This is a genomic window from Psychrobacter sp. AOP31-B2-9 (assembly GCF_052378005.1).
GTDB lineage: Bacteria > Pseudomonadota > Gammaproteobacteria > Pseudomonadales > Moraxellaceae > Psychrobacter.
The window spans coordinates 1-14068 of record NZ_JBQSXG010000081.1; the positions used below are offsets into that span (position 1 = coordinate 1).

Genomic DNA, 14068 nt, shown 5'->3' on the forward strand with positions numbered 1-14068 from the left:
CTAGAGTAAGGCGTTGCTTATTTTTTTCAATGTTTTCTCAATTCTATACAGCCCCTATATAGAAGTCAAGGGTGATATAGAAATAACAGACAAGCAATCAAAGCCAGATGGCGAACGTCAGCTAACTGTACATGCCATGCCATATGTATTACGCAAAATCATCGTCGCTGACCATCAAGTAAACTGTGTAGGCGTCGCGCCACAATCATGCCTGTTAACAAAGCCAGCTGACCAAACGGATAGTCAAACAGATTGGCAGTACAGATATAGTGATATAGAGGGTTTTGATTATGAACCTAATTATGAGTATACCTTGCTTATCAAAAACACAGCCGTTGCTATGCCACCTGCTGATGCATCATCAGTACAGAGCGGGCTGGTACAAGTCATTGAAAAGAAAAGAACCCAACCCTAGTGATTAAAATGCAACCCCAAGGCAGCAGAGTGCAAGAGGTACACGCTGGTATGGCTGGCGAGGACACTTACGTCCGATAAAGCACTTTCACCACATGCCAACCAAATTTGGTTTTCACTAAATGCGGGGTGAAAAGTTCACCAGTAAAGCAGACTTTATCAAATGGCGGTACCATGTCGCCTTTTTGAAACTCACCTAAGCTACCGCCTTTTTTACCTGATGGGCAGGTTGAATATCGCTTAGCGAGCACATCAAACTTGGCACCCTTTTTAAGCTTGGCAATAATGTCTTCAGCCTGTTCTTTGTGTTTTACTAAAATGTGTAATGCGCTAGCGGTACGAGCCATAAGGTAGACCTTTTATAAAATATTGATTATTGGAGTATTATATCACTACTTATTATCTATAGTTGATCATGAGATATTGATACCGCTAAACAGCATCAAGTTGCCATTTAATACGTTAAAAGGTGTTTTTTTAAACTTTACAACATTATAAATTATTTAGGCATTTCAACAAACTCATAACGTTCGAGGTACAAACCAATAACCGTTAAAGCCATAATTTTCTTACTATTAATGTATGATGAACATCACTTTCTTCGGGTTGGTCTGCTTTACCTGACTTTAAAATAACAATTTTTGATACAACACCAGAACGACTTTTCTTACCCGCAGGATGGCCTCACAATCATTGATAGTCATTTTTAGGAGAACGCTATGAGTACTCAAATAACAAAAAACCATACGTACATTGATGGGCATAAAATTGCATTTTTGGAACAAGGCTCAGGTAGTCCGATAATTCTGCTACACGGGATTCCAACCAACAGCCTTATGTGGCGAAATATCATTCCAGAGCTTGCAAAGACACATCGTGTCATCGCCCCTGACCTTCTCAATTATGGTAAATCTGACAAACCAAACGATGCAGATGTGTCCATTAACGCTCAGAGTAGCATAATCGCAAAACTCATGGACGTCTTAGGTGCGCGGCGTGCTGATATTGTTGGGCATGATATTGGTGGCGGTATTGCGCAATTGATCGCAGTTAATTATCCAGAGAAAATTCGTAAGCTTGTCTTGATAGATAGTATCTGTTTTGATTCGTGGCCTATTCCAGAGTTTGAACCCTTGCAAGAGCCTGGCGCTGAGTCTGATATGAGCTCGGAGGATTTTTTAACCATGATGCGAGGCTTCTTACCAAAAGGCGTACAAGATAAGAGCATCATGACGGATGAGCTTATAGATATGTATCTTGAACCTTGGTCGACTGAAGATGGTAAGCATGCCTTTTTCCGTAACCTTGAACGGTTAAACAAGGAGTATACTCAGGCTATTGCTGACGATCTGAGTAACCTTCAGCAACAGACACTTATTATGTGGGGAGATCAAGATCCTTTCCAAAAACCGGACTATGCGCCAAAGTTAGTAGAAACGATTCCAAATGCGGAACTTGTTTGGATCAAAGATGTCGCTCATTGGTTAATTGACGAAAAACCTGATGAAATTGCAGAACACCTTAATCAGTTTTTAGCCAAGGCATAAAAGTCTATAAACAACCAACACAGCGCTTCACTAAGCTACGACTCAATTGTGGCTGAGTGAAGCGTTTTGAGTGTTTTGTATGACAGGAAATAAAATTGCTTATCAAATCATTTATCGCTCTGCTCAACCCCTCTTATTAATTGCCAATTCTTTAAATCCACACATTTACACACTGCTTTAAAAAGTACCTTAAAAACACCTCAAAATAATACTCTCTAAATTTGCACAGAACAGTACTATCACCCCTATTTTATTATTCTATGCTCGTACGCGAGCACTAATTAGGTAATAAATTCTTTGTAACTACTGATAAATATAGGTTACAGAGATTTTTTTCTTTAAATTTATGTACTGAAATTTTAGATAAAAACGATATTTATAGCATTTCAAGTGATAAATACATCACCCAATCGCTATTGTCTTAATTGTTGGTACATTATGCTATAATCATCCCCAAGTGAACCTTGGGGATGATTGTTAGTTAAACTGCTTTTTATAAAGGAATTTTTATAAATAAAAATATTCAAGGTGTCCATCAAGGTATCCAATAGTCAAGACAGTGATGGCTATATTCAATTAACGGTATCACCAACCATTACGACGGATATAAATATGGCAATCAACGACCTTAGTGATATCAATCAGCTGACCACTCAAAGCAAGACCTATTCAGTTCGTGTATCAGGTATGGCAGGTTTGAGCGTGCAAGTCTCACCAAGCGGCAAAAAATCATATTACCTGCGTTACGCACATCCGCATATTAAAGGCAAACGTCCCAAAATCATGATGGGTAGTATTGAAGAGGTCAGTTTATATGAGGTTAAGTATAAGGCAGAATCTATACTTGCCCTTGTAGCAAAAGGGGTTGACCCCAAAGCGCGTCACCAAAAGGAAAAAACCCATAAATATGCGCACTTAAAAAACGCACCTTTTTCTGAGGTGGCTCAGGCATGGCGTGCCAATAAAATGGCGACTCGCCATAAGGGTAAAGGCAATAAAGCAGGGTTTAGCGATTCAACACTTAAATTTTGGGATTTATGCTTAGGATATATGTGCGCTGAGATTGGCGATTTGAGGATGAACGACATTACCAGCGAAGTTATTTTAACGGTGTGTGAGTCGATTCAAAATAATAAGAACCAAGCGGCGTTCGTTGGGGCCAGTACTAGGCTCTATACAGAAAAAGTGTTTTCATTTGCGGTGGCGCGCGGCTTGTGTGATAGGAATGTGGCTATAGATACCCGAGGAGAGCTGGCACCTGCCAACTCAGGCAGGCACTTACCAGCCATCACCAAGCCAGATAAATTCGCAACCTTATTACAAGACATGGCATCATTCAATGGTGCGAGTACGATTACCATTGCCGCCATCAATTTATTACCTTATGTGTTTGTGCGTAGTATTGATTTGCGTTCTATGCACTGGCAAGACATAGATTGGGACAAACGTATATGGGCGTTTTCTCCAACCAAAGGCCAAGGGCGTGATGATATGGTGTCAGATCTAGTGGTGCCATTAGCGGCGCAGGTCATTGCAAGACTGCAAGAGATACAAGCTATCACTGGTCATAAAGAATATGTGTTTTCATCAATGCGCACTTCAAGTAATGCTTATATCAGTAAAGCAGCACTGGTACAGGTATTTCATCGGCTTGGCTATAAAAATGTGCAATGTGCCCATGGATTTCGGGCATCAGCTAAAACCCTACTGATGGAGCAGCCTGATCTGCGCTATTCAGACATCGTCACAGAGCTGCAGCTAGGTCATCGTATCAAAGATACTCATGGCGGTGCCTATAATCGCCTTGATGAAATAGATACCAGAGTAAAGATGATGCAGGATTGGGCAGATTATATAGATACACTTCGGTGTTGCACCCAAGCATAATGTCATTTAAATATGAGCCTTATAGTATTTTATGAAAACCCATTCTTACCAGGAAAGTCTGGAGCCAAAGCTCTTGCATTTGTCATTTTCAACCAAAGTCTAACCAGTTTTCGGTTTTTATCTTGATCTTCATAATCTTCAAAAGATTTTCTTGAATGCATCACTACATAATTATTACATAGCTGAATATCACCCGGTTCAAGCATCATATCTAGTCTATATTCAGGTCGATGGCTTATTTCATCGAATATATCAAGGGCATCAGTCTGAACACGTGAGATTGGAATATTTATTTTTTCATGACCTAATTCTATATATTTTCTTAAATAGCGACATGCCAACTTTCCTTCCCAATAACTAAAAATTGGACTTATAGACGGGTTATTACTGCCTAAATGATGATAATAGGCAGGGTGATAATAATAAGCCAAATATTCAGGATATTCTTTTAAGATTGTATTATAGACAGATGCAAAGCTGACCAAACTGCTTTCACCGCCTATTTTAGCTTTCCTGATTGAGATCAAGCCCACTACGTCAGATAGGTCTGAGTGATATGGCAGGTACGCATTGGTTTGATAAACCCGAGTCTCTTTTTTTGATAAATCTCCTACATTTTCAACATATCCTAATAATTGTTTATCCTTATTTTGATATACAGAGTCACCTAAATAGACGCCCAAAATATAAAACATATCTATTAACGCTTCTTCATTATATAAAAGCGGGTCTAGCCCCCTAATTACAATAAATCCGTACCCATTTTCCAATGCTTCAGAGATATTATTAATAAGATCCAAAAAAGCATCATCTTTAATCGGAACATCACTTTTCTTAAAATTTGGAGCAGATTTATTCAAACCTTTAATAAAATGTAGTGCGTTGTCCAACACTGAAATTAAGTGGCTATCTAATTCAATTATCCAGTCCTTTTTGGTACTTATATCCTGTCCTTTCCATGCGCATCGATCAGTAATAGGACTGGTTAAAATGGTTTTCATCCGGTAACTCCAGTTTTGTAATGACATTAACTTGAAATATAAATCAGCAGATGAGGACACACCCTAACTACTGAATAAATTCACTTAAAAGACTCCTTTATATAAAAGGAGCCCATGTTATTTAGATCTATACAAACTGTAATCTTAGGCCGTAGCAGCCATCTCTTGTTGAGTGAAAAACGAGGCACCATCAGGTACTTCGGGCAGCTGGATATTGTTCTCTGTTAATCTGACTGTACCGCTAGCGATACCTGTTACCAACGCACCTTCATGCTTGCTTGGTAAAGGGTTTGGCGATAGTGCTTGCGCATCTTCTGCGTTATAAACTGAGATAAACAGGTATCTGGGCAACTCGCTTTTGTTAGGGCCAGATGAGTGCAGCAATCTGCTATGCATAAAACAGATCGAACCAGGTTTACCAATACAAGGTACAAACTGTTGGCATTTCTCGCTTTCTACCTCATTACTCACTTTGCCCACAAACTTGCCGTCTTCCCAATGCGAATACAACTCTTCTTTATGGCTACCAGGCACCACCAACAGCGGTCCGTTTTCTAATGTAACTTCTCCAATCATGAGTAGTGCGGTTAGCATGTCATCATTGGTGTGAGGCGTAAATGGAAAGTCCTGATGCCATTTAACAGTGGTTGTGGTGTTGGGCAGTTTAGCATTGACTTTACTATGATGAAATCGTGTGCCGTTGCCGCCGATCAAATCGCCTGCCATTTCTGACATGGTAGATTTAAGTGCCATATCAGAGAACTTATCAGATATCTCTGTAGGAGATGTGACACGTCTTAAAGAAGGGTTATCGGCACTATGATCCTTTGGATCAATATCAAACCTTGCTCTACCATCCAGTGTCGCTCCCCACGCTTCGGTATGCGTCTTACTTTCATCGATCCAGGATTTTATCTCACCCAATAGGTCTGTCAGCTCAGCAGCCTCAATGGCATTTTCTACAACCAAATAACCATCATCATAATACTGTTGGATTTGCTCGCTCGTTAACATCTTAAATTCCTTCTATTTGCTTATAGTAAAACATCAATAAATCCGCTATCCCGTTACTTTTATCAAGCGAATTAACAATTGATTAATTCATAGTTTGATCAATATCTTCTTGACTTGGAACCGTCAGTCCATGGACGCTTAGTATTTTCTCTAGGTCACCTGACTGCTTCATTTGCTCGATACCATCTGACTGCTTCATTTGCTCGATACCATCTGCAATGATTTTATATGTTTCAGTATCTCCCTTTTTGACTGCTATACCGCCAACAATGGGAAAGAACTCTTGTGTAGAGCTTACCTTAACCCGATCACCTAACTTCGCAGCGGCAGACTTCATGACTGCTGCATCGTCATACTGAATATCAACCGCTCTAGACAATAGCGCTTGTGTGGTTTGAGGTGAGTTTTCATACTCATTGATGGTAATGGCAGGCTTATTTTGTGTGACACATTCTTGCGAGATGTCTGCCAATTGAGTAGAGAATGCCGTGCCTTTCATTGTACCAACCGTTTCGCCACATAGGTCATCTGCGCCTCTAGGTTCAACGTCTGAGTCACTACGTACCAATAAAGAGATGTCCGTCTTATAATAAGGAATCATATCAATTTGTTCTAGACGTTCTTTGGTGATATACATTGACGAGTACAGTACATCAAACTTACCACCTTTTAAGCCAGGAATTAAGTTTGCCCATCTTGTATCTTCCCATTTAGGCGTGATCGCACCATTAAGCTCAGCCACTTTGGCCATGATTTCTACGTCTATACCGCCTGGGTTGCCTTGTTCATCTAAATACTCATAGGGCGGAAACGTCATGTCTGACCCTATCGTAATTATTTGCTTATCAACACTTGCGTTTGTAGATGTGGCGTCACTATTTTCTGTATTGCTAGTGGGTGTTTCATTTGAACAAGCAGTTAGCGCTAAACCTGCAGTGACAGAGAGTAATATAAGTTTTAGTTGTTTCATCGTATTCATTCCTAAAGGGTTAGTGAATTTAAACAACAGTATCAACGGTGCTGATAACGTTAACAGGGCATACCCTAGTTATACTAAATTGCGTCTATTAAAAGCAATTTTGAAAAACCTACGCACTACTAATGTAAATCCTATTTAAAAACACAGTGCTGTTTTCAATACTCTCTGTATAGTAATAATCACACCCATAGGAGTATTTTATGACGAACTCAATAAGCAACTCTATGAAATCTGAAGCACAGGCACGTATTGACCTAGCCGCTTGTTTTCGCTGGTTTGCAAGGCTAAATATGCATGAAGCAGTTGCCAATCATTTCAGTGCTTCCGTGTCTGAAGATGGTAGCAAGTTTCTTATCAATCCAAAATGGCAACATTTTTCAACCATTAAAGCCAGTGACTTAATATTATTAGACACCAATAATCCTGATGAAGAACTGTTGGCAAGAATTGACCCAACCGCATGGGCCATACATGGTCAAATCCATCTATCAAGACCTGATATTAAATGTGTGCTGCACTTACATCCTATTTATACAACCACCATCTCTACGTTAAAAGACCCTGTTATTAAGCCTATTGATCAAAATACGGCACGTTATTTCAATCGCGTGAATTATGATAGATGCTATCAAGGTATGGCTGATACCAATGCAGAAGGTAAGAGATTAGCAGGCTTATTAGGCAACCATAGCCGTCTGATGATGGGCAATCACGGGATATTGATCGGCTCACACAGTATTGGTGTGGCGTTCGATGATATGTATACGATTGAAAGATCTTGTCAGGTCTTAGCAACCGCCTACGCAACCAATCAGCCCTTAAACATCATTCCTGATGACATCGCAGAGAAAACCGCTCAAGATTGGGAGTCTATTGAGGATTTTAGCGAAGCCCACCTTGAAGAAATAAAAAGACTATTGTTAGCACAAGAGCCTGATTTTATTAAATAATTTATATTGCTTGGCGCACATCAAAAAACCACCTGCAAATAGGTGGTTTTTTATGGTCTTAGTAATTGTCTTAATGGTTGTATTAATAATTGCCAGTTGCGTTGTCGTGATTGCCACGCTGTGCTGATGCTATAAGTCAAAGAGTTCTTAAATGAGTACGAGGGTCTGTACGTTTATTACGTTTGCTCATTAGCACTTTTATTTAAAGGAGGACTACGTCGTAGCGCTCTAGTCATTCACTGACGATACTATGAGCACGTTAAGTTATGAAAATGCTGGATTATGAACACGCTGGCGTGCTACTAAAAAAGTAAACCGATATACATACATATATCGGTTTACTTTTGGTTTGAATAATAACTGCAATTACTGATCGACGTTTTTGATAAATTGATTAAACCTCTCATTGGTACTGTTTTCTAGTTCGGCTGGTGACCCTTGTTCTATGATATGACCACCTTCCATAAATATCACTCTATCCGAAATCTTAAAGGCAAAGCTCATCTCATGGGTCACAATAATCATGGTGAGACCCTCTTTGGCGAGTTGTTCCATGACTTTTAATACTTCACTCACTAATTCTGGATCTAATGCAGAGGTTGGCTCATCAAACAATATGATAGAAGGTTCCATCGCTAATGCACGGGCAATGGCCACTCGCTGTTTTTGACCACCAGATAACTGATGCGGATATTTTTTAGCATGCTCTCTCATACCTACTTTATCGAGCATTGCAATCGCTGTTAGCTGGTTAACGCCTTTGTCATACATTTTGTGATATTGAGGTGCTAGCATGATATTTTCTAAAACTGTTTTATGTGGAAACAAGTTAAAGTTTTGAAAGACCATACCGATATGCACAATTTGTTCTTTAAAAGGTTTAGACTTATCGGTTAATTCGGTATCTTTCAAAAATGGGTTGCCCATTAAATCAACCGTACCTTTATTCAGCGCCTCTAGACTGTTTAAGGTGCGAATAAATGTGGTTTTACCTGATCCTGATGGTCCAATGACCGACACCACCTCACCCCATTTTACTTTTAGGTCAATACCTTTTAATACATGATGATCGCCATATGATTTATGGATATCAGTGGCTTCAAGCGCATAATCGCCTTTTCTTTCGTTATTTATTTCTTTGTAGTTGTTTAAAGATTTATTGGTAGTGATACTGCTAACCAGCTCACCTTCTTTCAATATTGATGGGTTTTTTTTCGTAATATCTATAAATGTTTCAAACTTTTGAATTAAAAAGCCAAAGACAGTGACAATAAGTACGTAATAAAAAGCAACGGCTAGCATGGTCTCAAGGACTAAGAAGTTTTGAGAATATAACCGTTGGCCAACCAGTAGAATCTCAGTTAAAGAGATAACTGACACCAATGAGGTTAATTTTACGATGACCACAAACTCATTACTCAGTGCAGGTAAGGCAATTCTTAATGCCTGCGGCACCACAATGAGTCTTTGAATGCCTATTGGTTTTATACCTAGTGCCTTGCCCGCTTCTACTTGAGCTTGATGCACCGCATTTAGACCGCCACGATGAATCTCAGCAATATAGGCTGACTCACATAATGTGAGTGCTATTAAACCTGAAATGAATGAGGATGCTAGTAGAAAGCTGGTTTTTGGAAACACCTGCGGCATACTATAAATAAAGATAAGCAATACCAATAAAGGCAAGCTACGGAACAACCATATGTAAGTTCTACTCAATAAAGAGACCGGTTTGATTTTGGATTTTTTACCTAATGCCAGTATAAAGCCTAACACTATGCCTAAAAACCATACTAAGACGCTAAGCTCAATAACGGTTAAGGTGGCGTACCAAAAGTTTGTATTTTTTAACAAACTAAACGTGTATACCCAATCAAATTGCATGTTCTATCCTCTAAAATTAGTTAATAACTGAGTTATGACAATGTTTCGATATGCCTGCTTAGAAGGCTGCTACGAGCTTTTAATCAATCAGTAGCAAGGTGTTCATTGGGTTAGTGTTTAACCTCGATTGAGCCTTGTCTACAAACTAAAACCAGAGAGTCGAAATGCTATTGAAATAGATCATCTTTCGTACTGAATGCGATTCTAGTGCTGTTGAATTGAGATTTTCTCATTCTTTTTCATTTCTGATATGAGCTTCCGAAAAATAAGAAACACTCATGCCTGGTATATATTGGTTTGAAATAAAGGCTTGGCAACGGCTAGCAAAAGCTTGTTGAACGTTGGTAAGACTTGCATTTTTAGGTGTGGCAATACCAATTTTCATAGGACGCACATCACCAGATATCCTAACCATGACCAACTCTTTACCGTCGTATGAAAAGTCAGTTTTTGGTCGAACATTTAAAATGGTGTAACCAATATTGTTGCCAACCATCGAACGAATGACATCAACGTATTTACAAGTTTCTTTAATGTTGGGTTTTAAACGCTTGGTACGAAAAAGCGAAAGAAAATAATCGTTACTGTAAGGCATATCTAGTAGTATCATCGGATACTCAGTCAGCTCTTCCAACGTAACGGCTGTGTTTTTAGCCAATGGATGAGATTTTGCCAAAAGCACATACGGTGGTAGGTCTGCTAATGGCGTAAAATTGATTAGATTTTCATCAATATGCAAGTCATATAATAATGCGAGATCTATCGTGTTTTGATTCAATTCTTGCAGCAAGTTATGGTGATCATCTATCACTGCTTCTAAATCTACCTGACTATATAAATGAGAAAACCCATGTATGATTTCAGCATAAATAAAAGGCGCAAAGGATGAAAAACACCCTACTTTAATTTTGCCGCGCATGACACCTGTGAAGTCAGCTGACATAGAATAAAGATCAGAAGATTGCGCGAGAATCACTTTGCAAGCATTTTTTACTTGCTCACCAATTTCTGTTAATAACAGCCCCTTAGCATGTTGGCGAATAAATAACTGCGCATGGAGCTCAGATTCCATATGCGCTATTGCCGCTGATATCGACGGAGATGAGATATGGATCTTTTCAGAAGCGATGATAATACTGCCACTTTCAGCGGTGGTAACAAAGTATTCCATTTGGCGTAGAGTGATGCGACTTAACACGATAAATCCTTTTGATTAAATAATATTTATAAGTCTCCAGGTACTCCATAACTTGGTGAAATCGTTGGGTTAAAAGCTCTTACAACATAATCGTCTAATTGAGGTTCGTAAATTCCCCACAATTGCTGTAAATCCTCTATTGGAGTGTCTGACCAATCAACTCGAAGATCTACAATCGGCCACGTGGCTTTATCTACTACTAGCAGCCCTGCAGAGTGCACTTCCCCTTCTTCTCCACCTGCGTTATACCCTGATACTAAGCTTTCAAGTAGTCTGCTGGCAAGCGCGCCTTCGCTTTTTTCAAAAGTATTTAGCATAGCTTCTGGCACAGCCGTGTTAGATAGCATATTTCCGGCGCAAGAAGCATTTTTTCCAACAACCGTAGAAAATGTGCCGAGGGTGTGCTCACCGCTAAATACAAAAGGTGCCCCTGTTGTATCTAACGCCATTAATTGGCGATATTGGATAAACTCTGTACTTTTAATTAGCTCTAGGCCAGCATCAGTGGGCGTTAAATTGTATTGCATCATCTCAAGCAATACTTGAGACAAGTTAGGGTCAGTTATATTTTGACTGGTAACCACACCAACACCAGCTTTAGCACGAATACACCTAGATGCCACTGCTGGTGATGATGAGCTAACCGCCGCTCCTAACTGTCCTGTTTTTGTGCAGCGTGCAATAATAGAAAAAGTCATCGTACATCCTTAATATAAATTATAGTTTTAGATCACAGCGGTGGCATCTACTTCTACCAACCATTCAGGACGTGCCAATGCAGAGACCACAATACCAGTGGATACAGGATGTACGCCTTTTAGCCAACGACCAACCACACGATAAACATCTTCGCGGTATCTAGGATCTATGATGTAAATGGTGATTTTGCAGATATCCTCTAGCTCTCCGCCAGCCTCTTTTAACAACATATCAATGTTGTACATTGCTTGTTCTGTTTGACCTTTGACATCGCCAATACAAACGCTTTCATTAGTTTCTAGATTTTGGCCAATTTGACCTCGTAAAAACACAGTGCTGCCTTTTGCCACCACTGCTTGGCACAAGTCATTATCAATATTTTGCTCAGGATAGGTGTCTTTGGTATTAAAGGGTCTGATACGTGTGTGTTTCATTGGCTGCCTCATGTCATGTTTAAATAAAATAAGTGCTGTCTAAAGCTTCTGTTAGGCCTTATAAACAGTATGTCGCAAATCAATTTCAAGGCAAATTAAGATTTCCTTTCCAATGATTAGGTTCAGCCATATCAAATTGATTCGGTTTTTTTGAGGTATAAATTCAGGACATATGATTGTCATTTGTAATATATAAAAATTATGATGAGGTCAGTGGATATGATTTATTGAGAGGATTTGACCTTAATAGAGTTGTTATGCCAAACATTCATATTTGTTTAATAGAGAGAATAGCCATATGTCAATCAACAACAAAAATATAGATACGCTCATCGTTGGTTCAGGTCAAGCTGGTATTGCCATGAGTGAGCATTTAAGCAATCTAGGTATCAATCACTTGGTATTAGAAAAAAACCGAATTGCTGAAGCATGGAGGACCCGTAGATGGGACTCACTAGTGGCCAACGGTCCTTGCTGGCATGACAAGTTTCCAAATATGGACTTTCCTCATGACCCAGAGAGTTTTGTACCACACAATGAAGTGGCTGAATATTTTGAACAATATGCCCACATGATTGATGCGCCAGTAGAAACTGGCGTAGAAGTACAAAATATTGTAAAAAACAAGAATATGATAGGTTTTACCGTCAAAACTAATCAAGGAGACGTTGTTGCCAATAATATTGTGGTCGCAACAGGGCCTTTCCAAAAACCCGTTATTCCTGCTATTGCTCCTCAAAAAACAGACTTATATCAAATACATTCTGATCAATACAAAAACCCCGATCAGCTCCCTGATGGTGCGGTATTGGTTGTTGGTGCAGGATCTTCAGGTGTACAAATTGCATCAGAACTCAATAGTGCTGGCAAAAAGGTGTATTTATCTGTGGGCCCGCACGAGCGACCACCACGTAAATATAGAGAAAGAGACAATGTTTGGTGGTTAGGTGTATTAGGCACATGGCACGAAACAAAGCCACCACAAAGACCTATTAAAGGGTTTGCGGTAAGCGGAATGAATGGTGGTCAAACTGTCGATTTTAGAAAAATGGGTCATGATGGCATCACTCTTGTAGGAATGACCAAAGCCTTTGAAGACAATACTGTCTCTTTTAATGACGATTTGGTTGACAACATTGTCAGTGCTGAGAAAAACTACTTAGATAATCTTGAAGAGATGGATGACTACATTGAAGCGAATGGTCTAGATTTGCCTGAAGAACCTGAAGCAAAAATTATCATGGATATGCCTGACTCTATGAAAAACCCCATCCATGAATTGGATTTTGAAAAAGACAATATCACCAGTATTATTTGGGCATCCGGTTTTGGCTATGATTACAACTGGCTACCGTTCGATATTTTTCAAGAAAATGGTGCGCCGATACACAATAGAGGCATCACCAGCGAGCCAGGCATTTACTTTGTTGGTTTGCCGTACCTGTCTAGTAAAGGCTCTAGCTTTATTTGGGGCGTATGGCATGATGCCAAACGTATTGCCGAATATATTGACATACAAAGACAGTATCAAAGCTATAAACTGGCTGAGAAATCTGATTAATGTTATAAATCCATAATGCTTTATTATTAGGGCATGTTGCATAGTCAACAGGCCCTAATTTGGTTTAAGTCCCCAAACTAGTCAAAACGTCTAAGATTGAGAGAACGCCTTAGTAGTTCGCTGACTACACCAGTGACCTGGGCTGCAATGCTTACTGCGACCTCATTCTGCCTCACGATATAAGACTCTCTTCGCTTCCATTCTAAACATTTCCTGACTCAAAACTGGCTCCCTATTCACTACATTATCTGTTTCACGTACTACAGAGCTGTCAGTCTCTCTATACAAGGTATTCTGCGACTCTTGTCTAAAATCATCATAACTAATGATAGCATCAACTATGGGGCTATCAGGAACACGATTGAGGTCTGATATATTGTTTTGCATGTTTAATAACTGCGAGTTACTGACTAGCTGGTGATGGCTAAGAGAGACACTATCAGTTGTTGGAAATATTGTGGTGATATTCGAGTTTTGAGAAATGGTTGAAAAAAAATAGT

At 39.4% G+C, this 14068-nt stretch carries 14 protein-coding genes; 5 read left to right on the forward strand and 9 right to left on the reverse strand.

What is annotated here, in order from left to right; all coding sequences use genetic code 11:
* Positions 1-136: 136 nt before the first annotated feature.
* A complete protein-coding gene (locus tag ACT3SX_RS09805) occupies positions 137-415 on the forward strand; it encodes a DUF4377 domain-containing protein (RefSeq protein WP_444518450.1) in 279 nt (92 codons plus the stop codon).
* Positions 416-482: 67 nt separating this feature from the next.
* On the opposite strand, the gene ACT3SX_RS09810 is transcribed toward ACT3SX_RS09805, so the two are convergent.
* Positions 483-761, reverse strand: coding sequence for a peptidylprolyl isomerase (locus tag ACT3SX_RS09810; protein WP_192520637.1), 279 nt, complete (start codon positions 759-761; stop codon positions 483-485).
* A 372-nt stretch (positions 762-1133) separates the two neighbouring features.
* Between ACT3SX_RS09810 and ACT3SX_RS09815 the strand changes: the two genes are divergently transcribed.
* Both ACT3SX_RS09815 and ACT3SX_RS09820 read left to right on the forward strand, forming a co-directional pair.
* Positions 1134-1961, forward strand: a complete 828-nt coding sequence (locus ACT3SX_RS09815) for an alpha/beta fold hydrolase (RefSeq protein ID WP_192520636.1) — start codon at positions 1134-1136, stop codon at positions 1959-1961.
* A 528-nt stretch (positions 1962-2489) separates the two neighbouring features.
* A complete protein-coding gene (locus tag ACT3SX_RS09820; protein WP_444761717.1) occupies positions 2490-3848 on the forward strand; it encodes a tyrosine-type recombinase/integrase in 1359 nt (452 codons plus the stop codon).
* A 29-nt stretch (positions 3849-3877) separates the two neighbouring features.
* On the opposite strand, the gene ACT3SX_RS09825 is transcribed toward ACT3SX_RS09820, so the two are convergent.
* From ACT3SX_RS09825 to ACT3SX_RS09835, 3 genes are all read right to left on the reverse strand, one after another.
* Positions 3878-4849 carry a TauD/TfdA family dioxygenase gene (locus ACT3SX_RS09825; protein WP_192992280.1) on the reverse strand — a complete coding sequence of 324 codons (972 nt, stop codon included), beginning with the start codon at positions 4847-4849 and terminating at the stop codon, positions 3878-3880.
* A gap of 144 nt (positions 4850-4993) precedes the next feature.
* The gene (locus ACT3SX_RS09830) at positions 4994-5863 is read right to left on the reverse strand and encodes a phytanoyl-CoA dioxygenase family protein (protein WP_192992279.1); all 870 of its coding nucleotides are present in this window, start codon (positions 5861-5863) and stop codon (positions 4994-4996) included.
* Positions 5864-5945: 82 nt separating this feature from the next.
* Positions 5946-6833 (reverse strand): transporter substrate-binding domain-containing protein, encoded by an 888-nt coding sequence (locus tag ACT3SX_RS09835; RefSeq protein WP_442069808.1) that lies wholly within the window; start codon positions 6831-6833, stop codon positions 5946-5948.
* A gap of 209 nt (positions 6834-7042) precedes the next feature.
* Here ACT3SX_RS09835 and ACT3SX_RS09840 point away from each other — a divergent pair, with 209 nt between their 5' ends.
* On the forward strand, positions 7043-7792 hold the full coding sequence (locus ACT3SX_RS09840) for a class II aldolase/adducin family protein (RefSeq protein ID WP_442062985.1): 750 nt from the start codon (positions 7043-7045) through the stop codon (positions 7790-7792).
* 366 nt (positions 7793-8158) lie between these two features.
* Here the strand turns inward: ACT3SX_RS09840 and ACT3SX_RS09845 are convergent, their stop codons facing one another.
* The 4 genes from ACT3SX_RS09845 to ACT3SX_RS09860 all read right to left on the reverse strand — a co-directional run bounded on the left by ACT3SX_RS09845 (position 8159) and on the right by ACT3SX_RS09860 (position 12007).
* Positions 8159-9676 (reverse strand): amino acid ABC transporter permease/ATP-binding protein, encoded by a 1518-nt coding sequence (locus tag ACT3SX_RS09845; RefSeq protein WP_192518449.1) that lies wholly within the window; start codon positions 9674-9676, stop codon positions 8159-8161.
* 229 nt (positions 9677-9905) lie between these two features.
* Positions 9906-10874 (reverse strand): LysR family transcriptional regulator, encoded by a 969-nt coding sequence (locus ACT3SX_RS09850; RefSeq protein WP_192518450.1) that lies wholly within the window; start codon positions 10872-10874, stop codon positions 9906-9908.
* 26 nt (positions 10875-10900) lie between these two features.
* The gene (locus tag ACT3SX_RS09855) at positions 10901-11572 is read right to left on the reverse strand and encodes a DUF1028 domain-containing protein (RefSeq protein ID WP_192518451.1); all 672 of its coding nucleotides are present in this window, start codon (positions 11570-11572) and stop codon (positions 10901-10903) included.
* A 27-nt stretch (positions 11573-11599) separates the two neighbouring features.
* Positions 11600-12007: a RidA family protein gene (locus tag ACT3SX_RS09860; protein ID WP_192518452.1), complete on the reverse strand. Its 408-nt coding sequence runs from the start codon at positions 12005-12007 to the stop codon at positions 11600-11602.
* Between the two features lie 298 nt (positions 12008-12305).
* On the opposite strand from ACT3SX_RS09860, the gene ACT3SX_RS09865 reads away from it, so the two are divergent.
* Positions 12306-13568 carry a flavin-containing monooxygenase gene (locus ACT3SX_RS09865; RefSeq protein WP_192518453.1) on the forward strand — a complete coding sequence of 421 codons (1263 nt, stop codon included), beginning with the start codon at positions 12306-12308 and terminating at the stop codon, positions 13566-13568.
* Positions 13569-13730: 162 nt separating this feature from the next.
* Here the strand turns inward: ACT3SX_RS09865 and ACT3SX_RS09870 are convergent.
* Positions 13731-14068, reverse strand: a 338-nt coding sequence (locus ACT3SX_RS09870) for a hypothetical protein (RefSeq protein ID WP_444761718.1), incomplete at its 5' end; no start/stop codon positions are given.